Here is a 14431-nt window from a genome sequence, read left to right as displayed (position 1 = left end):
TCCCCTATCTGAATCACTAACCCGGCGCCCCCTGTGACCAATTCCACTCCCCTGGCCGTTCTCGAACACGTTTTTGGTTACCACCAGTTTCGCGGTAACCAGGCCGCCGTGATTGATACCCTGGTCGCCGGTGACGACGCGCTGGTGTTAATGCCCACCGGCGGCGGTAAATCCCTGTGTTATCAAATCCCCTCATTGGTGCGCGAAGGCACCGGGGTGATTATCTCGCCGCTGATTGCACTGATGCAGGATCAGGTCAGCGCGCTGGAAGAGCTGGGCGTACGCGCCGGTTATTTGAACTCCACCCTGTCATCGCAACAGGTATGGCAAACCGAACTGGCGTTGCAACGGGGCGAGCTGGATTTGCTTTATGTAGCACCCGAGCGCCTGCTGCAGGAGCGCACCCTCGACCTGCTGCACAACAGTCGCATTGCCCTGTTTGCCATTGACGAAGCCCACTGCGTAGCGCAATGGGGGCACGATTTCCGGGCCGATTATTTACGCCTGGACATTCTTCACCGCGTTTTCCCGCAGGTGCCGCGCATCGCCCTTACCGCCACCGCCGATGTGCGCACCCGCGCCGAGATTATCGAACGCCTCGGGCTGGCCGAAGCGCGGCAATTTATCAGCGGTTTTGACCGCCCGAATATCCAGTACCGCATCCAGCAAAAAAACAACCCGCGCCAGCAATTGCTGCGCTTCTTGCGCGAAGAACAAAAAGATAACGCCGGTATTGTTTACTGCCTGTCGCGCAACAAGGTTGAGCAAACGGCGGCCTGGTTATGCGGCGAAGGTATCGAAGCACTGCCCTACCACGCCGGTTTGCCCGCAGAAACCCGTGCCGCCAACCAGCACCGCTTTTTGCGCGAAGAAGGCCTGGTGATGGTGGCAACCATCGCCTTCGGCATGGGCATCGACAAACCGGATGTGCGTTTTGTCGCGCATCTGGATTTGCCCAAAAGCATTGAAGCCTACTACCAGGAAACCGGGCGCGCCGGACGCGATGGCCAGGCGGCTACCGCGCTGTTGCTGTACGGTCTGGAAGACGTGGTAAAGCTGCGGCAAATGATGGGCAACTCGGAAGGTAACGAACAATTCAAACGCCACGAGCAGCAGCGCCTGCAAGCTATGCTCGGGCTGTGCGAAATCACCACCTGCCGCCGCCAGACGCTGCTGCGCTACTTTGGCGATAACCTCGACGAACCCTGCGGCAATTGCGATTGCTGCCTCACCCCCCCGGAAACCTGGGATGCCACCGAAGCGGTGCGCATGGCGCTGTCCTGTGTGTATCGCACCAACCAGCGCTTTGGTGCCAACCATGTGATTGACGTGCTGCGCGGTAGCGAAAACGAGCGCCTGATGTCACTGGGGCACAACCACGTTTCTACCTACGGCATTGGCAAACACCTTTCTGCCGATGAATGGCGCTCGGTGTTCCGCCAGCTGGTGGCGCGGGGTTATCTGGATGTTGACCCGGACGGTTACGGCAGTTTGCAGCTCAACGACGGCTGCCGCGCCATGCTGCGCGGCGAAGAAACTATCCGTATGCGCCGCGAATCGCGCACTACCGGCCAACAACAAAGCCGCCGCCCGGCGGTGGATATTGCCCCGGAAGATCTGGGCTTATGGCACGCCTTGCGCGCCTGCCGCAAAACACTGGCCGAGGCTCAGGGCGTACCCCCTTACGTGATTTTTCACGATGCCACCTTGCGGGAAATGCTGGAGCACCGGCCGCTGAACGAGCGGGAATTGCTGGCATTAACGGGTGTGGGCGATAGCAAGCTGGAGCGGTTTGGTGAGGCGTTTCTGGAAGTGATACGGAATTACGAATACGCGGATTGATAAAACAAAGAGGGAAAAAAAGTCGCTGCGCCAGAGCGTCCCTGCGCAGTGGCGATGGTTCTCCTGAACAGCGAGTTCACCGGGCGAGTGAAGAAAAAACTATCTATGGAGCCGGCGCCGCATGATGAATAAACCGGATAATCCGGTCAGTATCAACCAGAGCGGTGCAAACTGGTTGAGAGAATTTATCAGCCAACGCCCTGCCTTGTCACGCAGCAATGAAAAATTGTCGCCAAATGGCGAATTCGAAGCCGTTAAAGGCGAAACTTGCTCCATTTTTATTCCATTCGCGTCATAACCCGGCTCAATCGCAGCAAATCCGGATATTAACGAATAAGATAAGGCGCGCCAGTCGCTACGCAGCGACGCCGCCGAAGGCGGTAAAACCGGCGATTGATGGCTGCTTGCATCCACACATAACAGGAAATCGCAGCCTCGGCCGCTTTCCTGCGCCTGCAAAGCGGTTGATAACAGCAGCAGGCAAAGCGAAACCACACGCCCTGTTGTTACGGCTATCGGTTGCCGCCGATACTTTCGCAAAGTGCTCATATCCGAATGCCTGAAAAACGAAACCGGGCTGTATTCTAGCCTGTCGTCAGCAAAATTGACTCATTAAATGCCAAAAAGATGCATTTTGCGCCGAACTGCCCTGCCCTTGTGTGGCGCTTAAAAAGCCCCGTTGGCCGGTTTTGCAAGCAACCGGGCAGCGGCATCAAGCCGGCGCTGCCCCGGCTATTTTTTTCAGCCGTATAATGCCCTGCATAAAGTTCAGGTGCCGCCATATCCAGGAGCTGTCATGCCCGAGTTACCCGAAGTTGAAACCACCTTGCGCGGCATTGCGCCACACATTACCGGCCGTGCCGTTACCGGTGTCGTGGTGCGCCAACCGAAACTGCGCTGGCCCATTCCGGATAATCTCACCGAATTGCTGCACCAGCAGCCACTTAGCGGTATCAGCCGCCGTGGCAAATACCTGTTGTTGCATTTTCCGGGCGGTATTTTGCTGATTCATCTCGGCATGTCGGGTTCCTTGCGTATTGTGACCGAGGCGATGCCAGCACTGTTTCATGACCATGTGGATCTGGCCTTTGGCGAGGTTATTCTGCGTTACTGCGACCCGCGCCGCTTTGGCTGCCTGCTTTGGGTAGAGGGCGATCCGCAGGAATACGCCCTGCTCCGCCATCTCGGGCCGGAGCCGTTAACCGAGGCGTTTTCCGGCGAGTATTTGTACGAGCGCAGCCGCAAGCGCAACCTGCCAGTCAAACAATTCATCATGACCAATGACATCGTGGTGGGTGTGGGGAATATTTATGCCAATGAATCGCTGTTTATGGCGCGCATCAAACCCATCCGCAAAGCCGGTTCCCTGACCCGCAAAAACTGCGATGACCTGGTGCGCGACATCAAATTCGTCCTCGAACGTTCCATCACCCAGGGCGGCACTACCTTGCGGGATTTTGTCGGCGGCGATGGCAAACCCGGTTACTTTCAACAGCAATTACTGGTGTATGGCCGCGCCGGAAAACCTTGCCCGGAGTGCAGCAAACCCTTGAAAGAGGTGCGCATGGGCGGGCGCTCTACGGTTTACTGTACTGACTGCCAACGCTAAGCCACTGAAAATATTTGATATTCTATAGCGCTATGCTCGCCCTGAACGGGTAACGATATTTTTTGATCTGGAATTTTTTATGAATAACACACGTATTGTCGTTACCGGCATGGGCCTGGTTTCTCCGCTCGGGTGTGGCACAGAAACCGTGTGGCAGCGGCTGCTGGCCGGGCAGTCGGGTATTCGCAAATTACCGGAAGCGACGGTGCAGGATCTCGCCGTGCGCGTGGGCGGGCTGGTGCCGGGCATCAGTGAAGATCCGCAAGGGGGGTTTGATCCTGACCGGCTGGTCACCCCGAAAAATCAACGCCGCATGGCGAATTTTATTCAATATGCGTTGAGCGCGGCAGATCAGGCGCTGGCGCAAGCGGGCTGGAAACCGGCCAACGAGCAGGAAAAACTGCGCACCGCGACCATTATCGGCTCCGGTGTTGGCGGTTTTCCGGTGATTGTCGATGCGGTGCGCACCACCGATGAGTTTGGCCCGAAACGCCTGTCGCCCTTTACCGTGCCAGCCTTTCTGGTCAACCTCGCCGCCGGGCAAATTTCCATTCATTACGGTTTTAAAGGCCCGCTGGGCGCACCGGTAACCGCCTGCGCCGCCAGCGTGCAAGCCATCGGTGATGGTGCGCGCCTGATTAAAAGCGGCGAAGCCGATGTGGTGGTGTGTGGCGGGGCCGAAGCCACCCTGGATCGCGTCAGCCTGGGCGGCTTTGCCGCCGCGCGGGCACTGTCATCCGGCCATGAAGAAAACCCGGCCGCCGCCTCACGGCCGTTTGATCGTGAGCGCGATGGCTTTGTAATGGGCGAGGGCGCTGGTGTGCTGATTCTGGAATCGCTGGAACATGCTCAGGCAAGAGGCGCCACGCCCCTGGCTGAACTGGTTGGTTACGGCACCACCGCCGATGCCTGGCATGTGACATCCGGCCCCGAAGACGGCGAGGGCGCTCGTCGGGCCATGGAGCTGGCCTTGCAACAAGCCGGCATTGGCCCGCAACAAGTGCAACACATCAACGCCCACGCTACTGCAACGCAAGTGGGTGATGCCGCCGAACTGGCCGCCATCCGCACGCTGTTTGGTGAAGGCAGCCAGGTGGCCATTACCTCGACCAAATCAGCCACCGGCCATTTGCTGGGTGCCGCTGGCGCGCTGGAAGCCATCTTCACTATTCTGGCCCTGCGCGATCAAATCGTGCCAGGCACGCTTAATCTGGAGCACCCGGATGAACAGGCCAAGGGTTTGCATCTGGTGGCAAAAAAACCGCAACCGCTGGCGATGGAATATGCGCTCTCCAACGGTTTCGGCTTTGGCGGAGTGAATGCCAGCGCGCTGTTTAAACGCTGGACTGAGTAAAAACCAATGCCTGCTGTTCGCGCTAGCGCAGCGCGCGCGGCAGGCGGGTAACCAGAAAAATACCGGTGCACACCAGCACCAGCGCAATCAGGTATTTCCATTCCAGCATGGTTTCGCCGAGGAACAGCGCAGAAAGCAACACGCCAAACACCGGCACCAAAAAGTTGAAAATGGTCACCATACCCACCGGGTTGTATTTCAGCAGCGTGCCCCACAAGGCAAAGGCGGCAGAAGAGAGCAGCGCCAGATAAATCAGCAGCAACGCCGACTGCCAGTCAAAACTGCCCAGCGCGCCGCCGGTTGACCAACCCAGCACCATCAGCGCCAAACCACCCAGCGACAACTGCCAGGCGGTCATCAACATCACGTCCATATGCTGCGAAATACGTTTGCCGTAAATGGACGCTGCCGCCAGGATAAACGCGGCGATAACAATAAAACCTTCCCCGTTAAGGGCAAAATCCAGATCCAGCAAACTGCCGTTGAAGTTCACCACCAGCACGCCGAAAAAACCCACCGCGCAACCGAGCACTTTGCGATGGGTAAGACGATCGTTGTGATAAATAAAGTGCGCCAGCAAGACACTGAAAAAGGTGCCGGTGGCATTCATGATCGAGGCTTTAACACCGGTGGCATAGGCCAGGCCCACGTAGAAAAACACGTACTGAATGGTAGTTTGGGTCAGCCCGAGAATGGCGATCTGCCGCAGCTGAGCGCCGCGCGGTATCGCGATGGACTTGCTCATCAGCTTCGCCAGCACCAATAAAAACAGCCCCGCGAGAAAGAACCGGTAACCGGCAAACAGCATTTGCGCCGGAATATCATTGCGCGCGATATCCAGCATCGCGTAACCACGTTTAATGGCCGGATAAGAGCTGCCCCACAGCAAAGTACACAGGGTGGCACAAAGAAATAAAACCGAACGACGGGTGAAAAATTCACCGCTGGAGGAGGTATTCATAAGGGAGAACCTGCAGAGAAGAACGACGCGCTTCCTGAGGAAGCAACACCAAACCCAGGTTCCTGATAACAGGCTTCGGGGTATAACCGCGCTATTGTATCAACCTTGCACCACGAAAGGGCGTTTTACGGGTAACAGGACAGGAATGCTCGGACCGGCACAATGCGAGTTTGGTGTCAGGCTGTTTGCTCCAAAACCGGCGAGTCAAACAGCCTAATGACAAACCAACAACCTGGCAGGCAACCAGCGATTACAGTTTGCTGCTGATATGACGCAGCAACGGCTTGAGGGCTTCCACATCACCGCTGTTGGCCGCGCGGCCGCCGGGTGGCGCGTAGGCCAGGTTGCCGTGAGTGGCTTTATTCAGCATCTCCACAATCACTACCGGATTGGCTGATTTGCAATCGAAATAGGCAAAAGCGTTATCGCCCAGTTCCCGCAAAGCAGCGGTGGTGCAATTGCTGTTGTAGGAGGTTTGCATCACAGCGAAAGCATCAGCGTTCATCGACGGCGTGGTCGACAAGGTCAGCGAGCCACCATCATTGGTATAGGCCAGACAATGCTGGTCTGCCAGCCGCTGTATGGTGGCGTTTTTGCCCAGCAGCAGTTCCGTTTGTGCCGGAGGAAACCAGTCGCAACCGCCAAAATCCTGGTCAATACCACCGCGGTTGGCGAAGACCTGAGCAGCTAAAGATTCCAGTTTGTTGAGCGTTTGCCCGTCAAATTTGGCGGGATCATCGTGATAATCGCTCACGATCACCTGATCGTCCTGCAAAATCACCACCGATGCCACGCGATGGCTGTGCTGGTCTTTAACACCGCGAATGCTTTTTTGCCCGAGCGGTTCGCCCAGCGGCGTGGTTTCCGCCTCGGCCAGGGTTTCGCGCAGATAACCCTGATACAACTCGCCCGCTTCAGCGGTGCTGCTCAACTTGAAAACCTGGGTTTTGAAAAGGCCGGATTCCGGAAACAACCAGTTACAGGAGCCGTAGCTGTTCGCCTGACTATGCTTCGGCGCGCCCAGCCCCAGGGTTTGCTGAACACTGGCGGTGCTGACCAGCTGACAATCATCGCTTTGCGCCTCAACCTGGGCAGCAAATGACAATGCAGCCAGCAAGGTTAACAGTAGCGGTTTGGTTGCTCGCCGTGGCATTTCCATAATGACTCCATCAATGATTCAAGAGTCAGCATGCTAACAAAAGCGAAAATGCCAGACTGTTAACCGGCTCAGGGAATGGCGCCGAAAAAAGCGCAGTCGGGATGGAAAAATCAGGTAGCAGTGGTGAAGCCGTATTTTACTGACAGTGCTTTCGACACTGAAGGGGTGACGAACTTGCTGACATCACCGTTGAAAATGGCGATTTCTTTCACGATTGAGGAAGAAATGTAAGAAAGGTGTTCAGCAGGGGTGAGAAACAGACTTTCAGTGTCTGGCACCAGCGCCCGGTTCATATTGGCCAGCTGGAATTCATATTCAAAATCGGACACCGCACGCAAACCACGCAACACCGCACTGGCCTGTTTTTCGCGAACAAAATCTACCAGCAGAATATTAAAACCACACACTTCAACGTTAGCGAGGTGAGAAAGATTCTGCTTCGCCAGCCCCACACGCTCTTCGAGGGAAAACAGCGGTTTTTTACGCTCGCTGGCTGCCACGCCCAGCACCACCTTATCGAACAGGCGACAAGCGCGTTCCACCAGATCAATGTGGCCGTTGGTAATAGGATCAAAAGTGCCAGGATAAACCACTGTCCGCATGGAATTCTCTCAAAACTCGGGCTGCCAGGCAGCGGGAGGCAGATAGTACAAAAAAAGGTGCAAAACTGCCAGCACACTGCACCGCAAGCCATAACGGCAGATGGCAATAAGCGGTTTTCCCGCAGCCAAAAAAAGCGTAGTCTCCCTCTGGTTATTTTATCTATTTACGCGCCAGCGCTTATCAGTGCGGCGTGCGGAACCGCGTTCTTTACAAGAGCGCTGTATCAGCGGGATGCGCTGATCAATGGAGAAATGGAAAGGAGCGACAAGGATTATGCAATTCCACTTACTGGCGGCGGCTTACCTTTTTTTTAAACACCGCTGGAAGTTTCTGCTTGGTGTGCTGGTCGCAGTCATTGTTTTGATGGGCGTTACCCTGGCGATTGGCAAGATTTACCAGAACCTGGATCGCGATCCGGATCGCGGTGCCATTGCCATGCCGAACGGCGCCCTGGGCGAAAGCTTTGCCACCCCCATTTATCTGGATCAGGGCTGGAACGTCGCCGATACGCTCTGGTATTACAACACTACCCAGGGCTCGGCGCTGATTCCCTACGATTTCTTTATCGCGCTGGAGCAGGTGGATAGCGAAATCCTGTTTCGCGATAACCAGCACATGGATCTGTTCCGCTACCTGCCGCAAAAGCCCACCTTTTTTAACCCCGATGGCCTGCCAGTCGGCTTTACCAAAGAATATTACCGCCAGATGAACTACGTGGGTTTTACCTGCGCCGCCTGCCATACCGGCCAGGTGAACTACCAGGGCCAGGCGATTCGTATTGATGGCGCCCCGGCCAAAGCCGATATGGTGAGCTTTTTACTGGCTCTGGAAAAAGCGCTGGTGCAAACCCTCGCCGACGAGGCCAAGCGCCATCGCTTTAACGAGCGGGTACTGGCGCTGCGCCACGACTTTATGGATGCCGACCAGGTACAAGACGCACTGCACCACTGGACCACCAAAATCGAACTCTACAACCGCATCAACCACAGCGAGCTGGAATACGCCTATGCGCGGCTGGATGCCTTTGGTCGCATCTATAACCGGGTATTGCAATACGTGCTGGATAAAGGCCAGTTGCGCGGTATTTTGCTGGAGTTGCTGAACGATAACGACCAACCGCTGCTGACAGCAGCGCAAGTTGACCATGCGCTGGACGCGATCAATGACACCATTATTGGCGACGACGAATTCCTGCTGATTGTAGAGCGGCTGATGTCGTCAGCCCCCGGTGCACCGGCGCTGGATGAACAATCCATGTATTTGATTCGCGATGCACTGTTCAATGAACCGAATGCGCCGGTGAGCTATCCGTTTTTATGGGACATCACCCATTCTGACTACGTGCAATGGAACGGTCTGGCGGGCAATGCTGCGGTTGGCCCGTTGGGGCGCAACGCCGGTGAGGTGATCGGCGTGTTCAGCATTCTCGACTGGAGCGCCCAACCGCCCGGTTTCAGCCTGTCGGCCTTTCTCACTGGCCAGCGCAAAAAACTCAAGCATATCGACTTCACCTCATCCATTGATTTGATCAACCTGCAACGGCTGGAAGCCCAACTGAAAAGTCTGACATCGCCGGTGTGGCCGGAAGCTGTGCTCGGCGAAATTGATCGCCCCAAAGCCGCCCGCGGCAAACGCATTTACGCCAAATATTGCCAGGCCTGCCACGAGCTGATTGAGCGGGATGCCTGGGACCGGATGGTGATCGCCAAGATGTCGGATATCAACCTGGTTGGCACCGACCCGACCATGGCGGAAAACAGCGTGAACTACACCGGACGCTCCGGCAATTTCAAATACACCTACCAGGATACCGGCGTTGGCCCGCTGGTACTGGAAGACACGGCACCGGTCATTCAGATTCTGACTTCGGCCACCACCGGCGTGGTGTCATCGGCAGACCCGGATAAATTTTTGTTTCGCCGCTGGCTGGATTGGTTGTACACACTGGGCTTGTCGTTTTTTGAAAACGACGTGAAATACAGTGTGAAAGCCGGACAGTACCGACCCGACACCACCACGCGCCCTTACGATTCGCTGCTGGCTTATAAAGCGCGTTCGTTAAATGGCATCTGGGCCACCGCGCCTTATTTGCACAATGGTTCGGTACCCACGCTGTACGATTTATTGCTACCGGCAAAGCGCCCCGGTGATCCGGAAAATGGCGAATACCGGCCGCAGCAATTTCTGGTGGGCAGCCGCGAATTCGATCCGCAAAAAGTGGGTTTCAAAACCGAAGGCTACGAAGGTTTTGTATTTCGCACCGATTTGAAAGGCAATTTCAATAACGGACATGAATATGCCGCTGGCCGAACCCCGCAACCGGATGGTACAGTCCTGCCTGCGCTGGACCCGACACAACGGGACGAATTGCTGGAGTTTTTAAAAACTCTGTAGAAAGACCATCAGCGCCCGGGCGCCCGACAGGAACGGGCGCCAAACAGGGGCAGGGCACCAACAACCCGCACCCGATAATAAAAGGACCCCGAACCCAACGCGGTTCGTCTGGTATTCATCGAAGCGATCGGTCATTTCCTATGTATCTGAAAAAAATTCTCTCCCGGCTGGCCATGATTCCCGCTCTGGTTTGTGGCAGCACACTGGCATCTGCGGTATTTGCCAACCCCATTCCCCAGGACATGCCACAGTTTGTGGTGGACTTTGAAAACTACATTGCTGAAACCGTAGCGCCTGAAGTACCGGGTGCTGCGCTGGTGGTAATTGCCAACGGCAAGGTGCAGGTTTTAAAAGGCTACGGCGTACGCGAAGTGGGCGGCAGTGACCTGGTCACACCCGACACAGTGTTCCGCCTCGCATCAGTCTCCAAAACCATCGCCTCCACCGCTGCCGCGGTACTGGTTCAGGGACAGCAAATCGGCTGGGACGCAACCCTTTATGACACCCTGAAAGATGTGCGCTTCAAAAATGCCGCCTACGGCAAACAAGTCACCTTGCAGGACGTGCTGGCACACACCAGCGGTTTAATTCCCCATGCCTACACCAACCTGATTGAAGACAATGTGCCCTACAGTGATGTGGTGCAACGGTTGAAAACGGTAGATTTTTCCTGCGCCCCCAAAGCCTGCTACGGCTATCAGAATGTGGTATTCAGCCTGGCGGGCGACATGATTCAGGCGCGCAGCGGTGAAACTTACGAAGATTTTGTGGGCAAACACCTGTTCGCACCGCTGGGCATGACCAATGCCTCGTTTGGTATTGATGCGCTGCAAGCCAGCCCCAACCACACCACCCCTCACGTGTTGCGCCAGGGTAAATGGCAAAGCGTGAAAGTGAACCAGAACTACTACAATATCGCCCCGGCTGCCGGTGCCAACGCCAGTATCAATGACATGGCCAAATGGCTGATGGCGCAAATGGGTTATCGCCCTGACGTACTTGCCGCCACCACGCTGGACCAGCTACACAGCAAAATTATTCGCAACGCGGTGGCCCGCTCCCATTACGGCCAACAGCCCGCCACGGTAAAAACCTGGTACGGCCTTGGCTGGCGGGTATTTGATGTGGGCGCCTACCAGAACTTCGTGCACCACGGCGGCTGGGTACAGGGTTTTCGCGCTGAAATGGTCTTCAACCGCGAGCTGGATATCGGCATGGTCTTTTTGACCAACGCTGAAACCCGTCTGGCACGCGACGTGATTTTCCAGTTCGTTAACAGCTATGCGCTGGATCGTCAGCAAGAGCAGCAATTGCCCGAGCAAATGATCACCCAGAGCGCCCGTTAATCACCGGCGAGAGAAAATTACGGCATACCCCCTTGTTACCGCCCGATTTGCCCTCATAAAGGGCTTCACTTTTTGCAGAGTGCGGGCGGCAAACCACCCGCAGAAGTTTGAAAAAACCGCGTTTCGGCAGGTGCTCATGAGTGAAGTATATATTTTGCAAAACCAGGCCAGGCTTTTCCTGGGCAAGCAGAAAGATTGGCTGGATGGCAGAGATCCGGGCAGTTTGTACAAAACCCCTCATAAAGATGAAGCCATCAACCTGATGTTCGAGGTGAGTTCGAAAGACTACACCCAGCGCATTCACGCCGTCAGTTGCGGCGTCAGCGAAAAAGGCCTGCCGGTGATACCGGAAGATATTCTGCCGGAAGCCGGCTCGGGTGCCCCGGCGGTGAAAGACACACCGATCACCGCCTCGCCAGAGGCTGATGCGGACACGCCGCTGCCTGACGACCCATCTTCCAGCGAAGACACGCCGGAGACAGAGGTTGCTCTTGAAACCCCTGACGATGATCATCCTCAGGGATCGCTGCTGTAATCGGATAGACCGGGAAGCACAGGCATAACCCCAGGCAATGCGTTAACCTGTGCATTACGATTTTTTGTTCCAGCGCTATGGCCTGGACAGTTTTCAGGAGCAGCGCTTGGCTCACCACACCACTACCATTCCTCCATCACGCCTGGCGTTGATGGCCCGCCCGGAAATAAACCGCGCGCTCACCGGCATTTTGCGCGGCCTTGAAAAGGAAAGCCTGCGCATCACGCCCGAAGGCACCCTGGCGCAAACTGACCACCCGGCAGAGCTGGGGTCGGCACTGAAACACCCGCATATCACCACCGATTACAGTGAAGCGCTGGTGGAATTTATCACCGAGCCCTTCACCAATATTGATGCCCTGTTACAACAGCTCGACGATATTCATCGCTTTACCTTTGACCAACTGGAGCGCAGCAACGAGCGCCTGTGGCCAAGCAGCATGCCCTGCAAACTCGGCAGCGACGCAGAAATTCCGGTAGCCCGTTACGGTAGCTCCAATGCCGGTTTGATGAAAACCATCTACCGTGTTGGCCTCGGCCATCGCTACGGCCGCGCCATGCAAACCATCGCCGGAGTGCACTACAACTTCTCGCTGCCGGACGATTTCTGGCAAGCCCTGCACACCGATGAAAACAGCAGCGAGAGCCTTACCGATTTCAAAACCCGCAAATACTTCGCACTGATTCGTAACTTCCGCCGCTATTTCTGGTTGATGATTTACCTGTTCGGTGCCGCACCCGCCGTTTGCGGCAGCTTTGTGCAAGGTCGCCAGCACCGCCTGCAACCTTTCAGCCCGAACCACGGCACCATGTATCTGCCCGAAGCCACGTCCTTGCGCATGGGCGATCTCGGTTACCAAAGCTCGGCGCAACAAGCGCTGGTGGTCAATTACAACGACCTGCCGTCTTACCTGAATACCTTGTGCGGAGCGATTACCCGCACTCATCCGGCTTACGAAACGCTCGGTTTGCGCGATGCACAAGGCAACTACCAGCAACTGAATACCGGTTTGCTGCAAATTGAAAACGAGTTCTACAGCAGCATTCGCCCCAAGCGCACTGCGCGCTCTGGCGAAACGGCCTTGCAGGCACTGCGTCTTGGCGGGGTGGAATATATTGAAGTGCGCTGCCTTGACCTTAACCCCTACGAACCTCTGGGCGTCAACGCCGACCAGCTGCGGGTGATGGATGCGTTCCTGATGTTCTGTCTGTTGCAGGACAGCCCGGAAACCAATTGCACGGTGTGGGCGGAAGAACAGCAGAACCAGAAAGATATTGTGTATGCCGGTCGCGATCCGCAATTGCAGTTGTTGAACCAGGGGCAATCTGTGCCGATGCGCAGCTGGGCTAAAGATATTCTTGAGCAAACGCTGATTTGTGCGCGTTTGCTGGACGAGGCTAACGGTTCAACGCAGTACGAAGAGGCGGTGAGGCAACAATTTGCCAAGCTGGAAGATCCGTCACTGACGCCGTCGGCGCGCGTGTTGGCCGATATGCAAACTGAAGATATCAGTTTCTTTACCCACAGCCTGCAACTCGCCGAACAGCACCGCCGCTGGTTTGCCAGCCGCAAGCCGGATGCAACGATTGCCAGCCACTTCGAGCAGTTGCGCCAACAGTCTCTGGACGAACAACACGCCCAGGAACAACAACCGCAATTGCCGTTTGACGAGTATCTTGCTGATTATTATCAACAGTATCATCAGTGCGGGTGTCAGCAAGCTGTAGCGAGTGCGGGATAGAATCGGGAAGGTGCCATTCTGGCCGTTTGGCATTAGCCCCCTTCTTCCAAAAACGCATGACAAATTGGCAGGATAGGCAATTTGCACAGCGTAGCTGCCCGAAGGGTGAGCCACATGGATGTGGCGAATGCATACGTTTTTGTAGCTCCGACGGGTCAACGGCAACCGCTCCTGCGTTACTCTAACTCCCGCCATCCCTGGCGGTTGTCCATGACCCGACGGTTTTGGAAGAAGGGGGCTAACACCAAACTCGTATGGTGCAGATCTTTGGCATAGTGAAGTTTGCGCTTTTATCCCTCATCGGGGTAAATTTTTTGGAACAAACAACCTGATGAAAATCCGACAGAGTGGCAGTTAACAGCCCCAAATATGGGCATTTCTCTGAATTGACGCCGCGAGAAGGTAGCGTTCGTTGGGTTATTGCAGAATCAGATTGTTGAAAAACAAATCCACCACGCCGCCCTGGCCGGTTTCTTCGTGAATCAGTTGATTGATTGCGGTCAGCGCTTGCTGGCGCAAACTCTCTTTGCCTTCGGGCGAACCCACCGCCTCTTCGCTCTGCTGACTGAACAACATCACCAACCCGTTACGCAGCAACGGCATATGGTGTTGTACTGCTGTGGCAGTCGCGCCATCTGCAACGCGCACTGAAATTTCGGCTTTGAGGTATTTCATGCGCGGGCCGCTGCCGTAATTCACCACCAGCGGCGAAAAGGTGATATAGGAAACGCCGTCCGGTGCAGCGGCTGGCGCACTGGCCTGCGCAAAACCGGCCATCAAGGCCATACATCCCGCCATGGCTATCAACAGCCACCCTTTAACCGACTTTATCCTGATGCTCACTTCGCATAACTCCTGATGGCGAGATGGCGGTTGGCAGACCGGAT

12 protein-coding genes are annotated in these 14431 nt (G+C 55.9%); 8 read left to right on the top strand and 4 right to left on the bottom strand.

Going from position 1 to position 14431, the window contains the following annotated elements; all coding sequences use genetic code 11:
- Positions 1-33 precede the first annotated feature (33 nt).
- The 4 genes from recQ to fabF all read left to right on the top strand — a co-directional run bounded on the left by recQ (position 34) and on the right by fabF (position 4805).
- Positions 34-1842 (top strand): DNA helicase RecQ, encoded by a 1809-nt coding sequence (gene recQ / locus C4F51_RS01800; protein ID WP_193906632.1) that lies wholly within the window; start codon positions 34-36, stop codon positions 1840-1842.
- A gap of 121 nt (positions 1843-1963) precedes the next feature.
- Positions 1964-2140 carry a hypothetical protein gene (locus C4F51_RS01795; RefSeq protein WP_193906630.1) on the top strand — a complete coding sequence of 59 codons (177 nt, stop codon included), beginning with the start codon at positions 1964-1966 and terminating at the stop codon, positions 2138-2140.
- A gap of 498 nt (positions 2141-2638) precedes the next feature.
- Positions 2639-3451: a bifunctional DNA-formamidopyrimidine glycosylase/DNA-(apurinic or apyrimidinic site) lyase gene (gene mutM / locus C4F51_RS01790; protein ID WP_193906628.1), complete on the top strand. Its 813-nt coding sequence runs from the start codon at positions 2639-2641 to the stop codon at positions 3449-3451.
- A gap of 79 nt (positions 3452-3530) precedes the next feature.
- Positions 3531-4805: a beta-ketoacyl-ACP synthase II gene (gene fabF / locus C4F51_RS01785; RefSeq protein WP_193906626.1), complete on the top strand. Its 1275-nt coding sequence runs from the start codon at positions 3531-3533 to the stop codon at positions 4803-4805.
- A gap of 22 nt (positions 4806-4827) precedes the next feature.
- On the opposite strand, the gene C4F51_RS01780 is transcribed toward fabF, so the two are convergent.
- From C4F51_RS01780 to coaD, 3 genes are all read right to left on the bottom strand, one after another.
- Positions 4828-5766, bottom strand: coding sequence for a DMT family transporter (locus tag C4F51_RS01780; RefSeq protein WP_193906624.1), 939 nt, complete (start codon positions 5764-5766; stop codon positions 4828-4830).
- Positions 5767-6016: 250 nt separating this feature from the next.
- Positions 6017-6925: a hypothetical protein gene (locus C4F51_RS01775; RefSeq protein WP_193906622.1), complete on the bottom strand. Its 909-nt coding sequence runs from the start codon at positions 6923-6925 to the stop codon at positions 6017-6019.
- Between the two features lie 110 nt (positions 6926-7035).
- Complete coding sequence (gene coaD, locus C4F51_RS01770) at positions 7036-7527, bottom strand: pantetheine-phosphate adenylyltransferase (protein ID WP_193906620.1); 492 nt, start codon at positions 7525-7527, stop codon at positions 7036-7038.
- A gap of 274 nt (positions 7528-7801) precedes the next feature.
- Between coaD and C4F51_RS01765 the strand changes: the two genes are divergently transcribed.
- From C4F51_RS01765 to gshA, 4 genes are all read left to right on the top strand, one after another.
- Positions 7802-9922, top strand: a complete 2121-nt coding sequence (locus C4F51_RS01765; RefSeq protein WP_193906618.1) for a c-type cytochrome — start codon at positions 7802-7804, stop codon at positions 9920-9922.
- Positions 9923-10062: 140 nt separating this feature from the next.
- Positions 10063-11268 (top strand): serine hydrolase domain-containing protein, encoded by a 1206-nt coding sequence (locus tag C4F51_RS01760; protein WP_193906616.1) that lies wholly within the window; start codon positions 10063-10065, stop codon positions 11266-11268.
- Between the two features lie 136 nt (positions 11269-11404).
- The gene (locus C4F51_RS01755) at positions 11405-11803 is read left to right on the top strand and encodes a hypothetical protein (RefSeq protein ID WP_193906615.1); all 399 of its coding nucleotides are present in this window, start codon (positions 11405-11407) and stop codon (positions 11801-11803) included.
- A 151-nt stretch (positions 11804-11954) separates the two neighbouring features.
- Positions 11955-13544 carry a glutamate--cysteine ligase gene (gshA, locus tag C4F51_RS01750; protein WP_193912267.1) on the top strand — a complete coding sequence of 530 codons (1590 nt, stop codon included), beginning with the start codon at positions 11955-11957 and terminating at the stop codon, positions 13542-13544.
- Between the two features lie 417 nt (positions 13545-13961).
- On the opposite strand, the gene C4F51_RS01745 is transcribed toward gshA, so the two are convergent.
- Entirely contained in the window at positions 13962-14387 is a 426-nt protein-coding gene (locus C4F51_RS01745) for a flagellar basal body-associated FliL family protein (RefSeq protein ID WP_202987588.1), read from the bottom strand.
- Positions 14388-14431 lie beyond the last annotated feature (44 nt).

The sequence above is a fragment of the Cellvibrio polysaccharolyticus genome (assembly GCF_015182315.1).
Lineage (GTDB): Bacteria > Pseudomonadota > Gammaproteobacteria > Pseudomonadales > Cellvibrionaceae > Cellvibrio > Cellvibrio polysaccharolyticus.
Note: the sequence above shows the minus strand (reverse complement) of the source record. Positions and strands in the feature narration are given on the sequence as shown.

Coding starts and splice junctions, on each gene's coding strand:
- C4F51_RS01795 (WP_193906630.1), top strand. CDS start 1,964: ATGATGAATAAACCGGATAATCCGGTCAGTATCAACCAGAGCGGTGCA.
- mutM (WP_193906628.1), top strand. CDS start 2,639: ATGCCCGAGTTACCCGAAGTTGAAACCACCTTGCGCGGCATTGCGCCA.
- fabF (WP_193906626.1), top strand. CDS start 3,531: ATGAATAACACACGTATTGTCGTTACCGGCATGGGCCTGGTTTCTCCG.
- C4F51_RS01780 (WP_193906624.1), bottom strand. CDS start 5,766: ATGAATACCTCCTCCAGCGGTGAATTTTTCACCCGTCGTTCGGTTTTA.
- C4F51_RS01775 (WP_193906622.1), bottom strand. CDS start 6,925: ATGGAAATGCCACGGCGAGCAACCAAACCGCTACTGTTAACCTTGCTG.
- coaD (WP_193906620.1), bottom strand. CDS start 7,527: ATGCGGACAGTGGTTTATCCTGGCACTTTTGATCCTATTACCAACGGC.
- C4F51_RS01765 (WP_193906618.1), top strand. CDS start 7,802: ATGCAATTCCACTTACTGGCGGCGGCTTACCTTTTTTTTAAACACCGC.
- C4F51_RS01760 (WP_193906616.1), top strand. CDS start 10,063: ATGTATCTGAAAAAAATTCTCTCCCGGCTGGCCATGATTCCCGCTCTG.
- C4F51_RS01755 (WP_193906615.1), top strand. CDS start 11,405: ATGAGTGAAGTATATATTTTGCAAAACCAGGCCAGGCTTTTCCTGGGC.
- gshA (WP_193912267.1), top strand. CDS start 11,955: ATGGCCCGCCCGGAAATAAACCGCGCGCTCACCGGCATTTTGCGCGGC.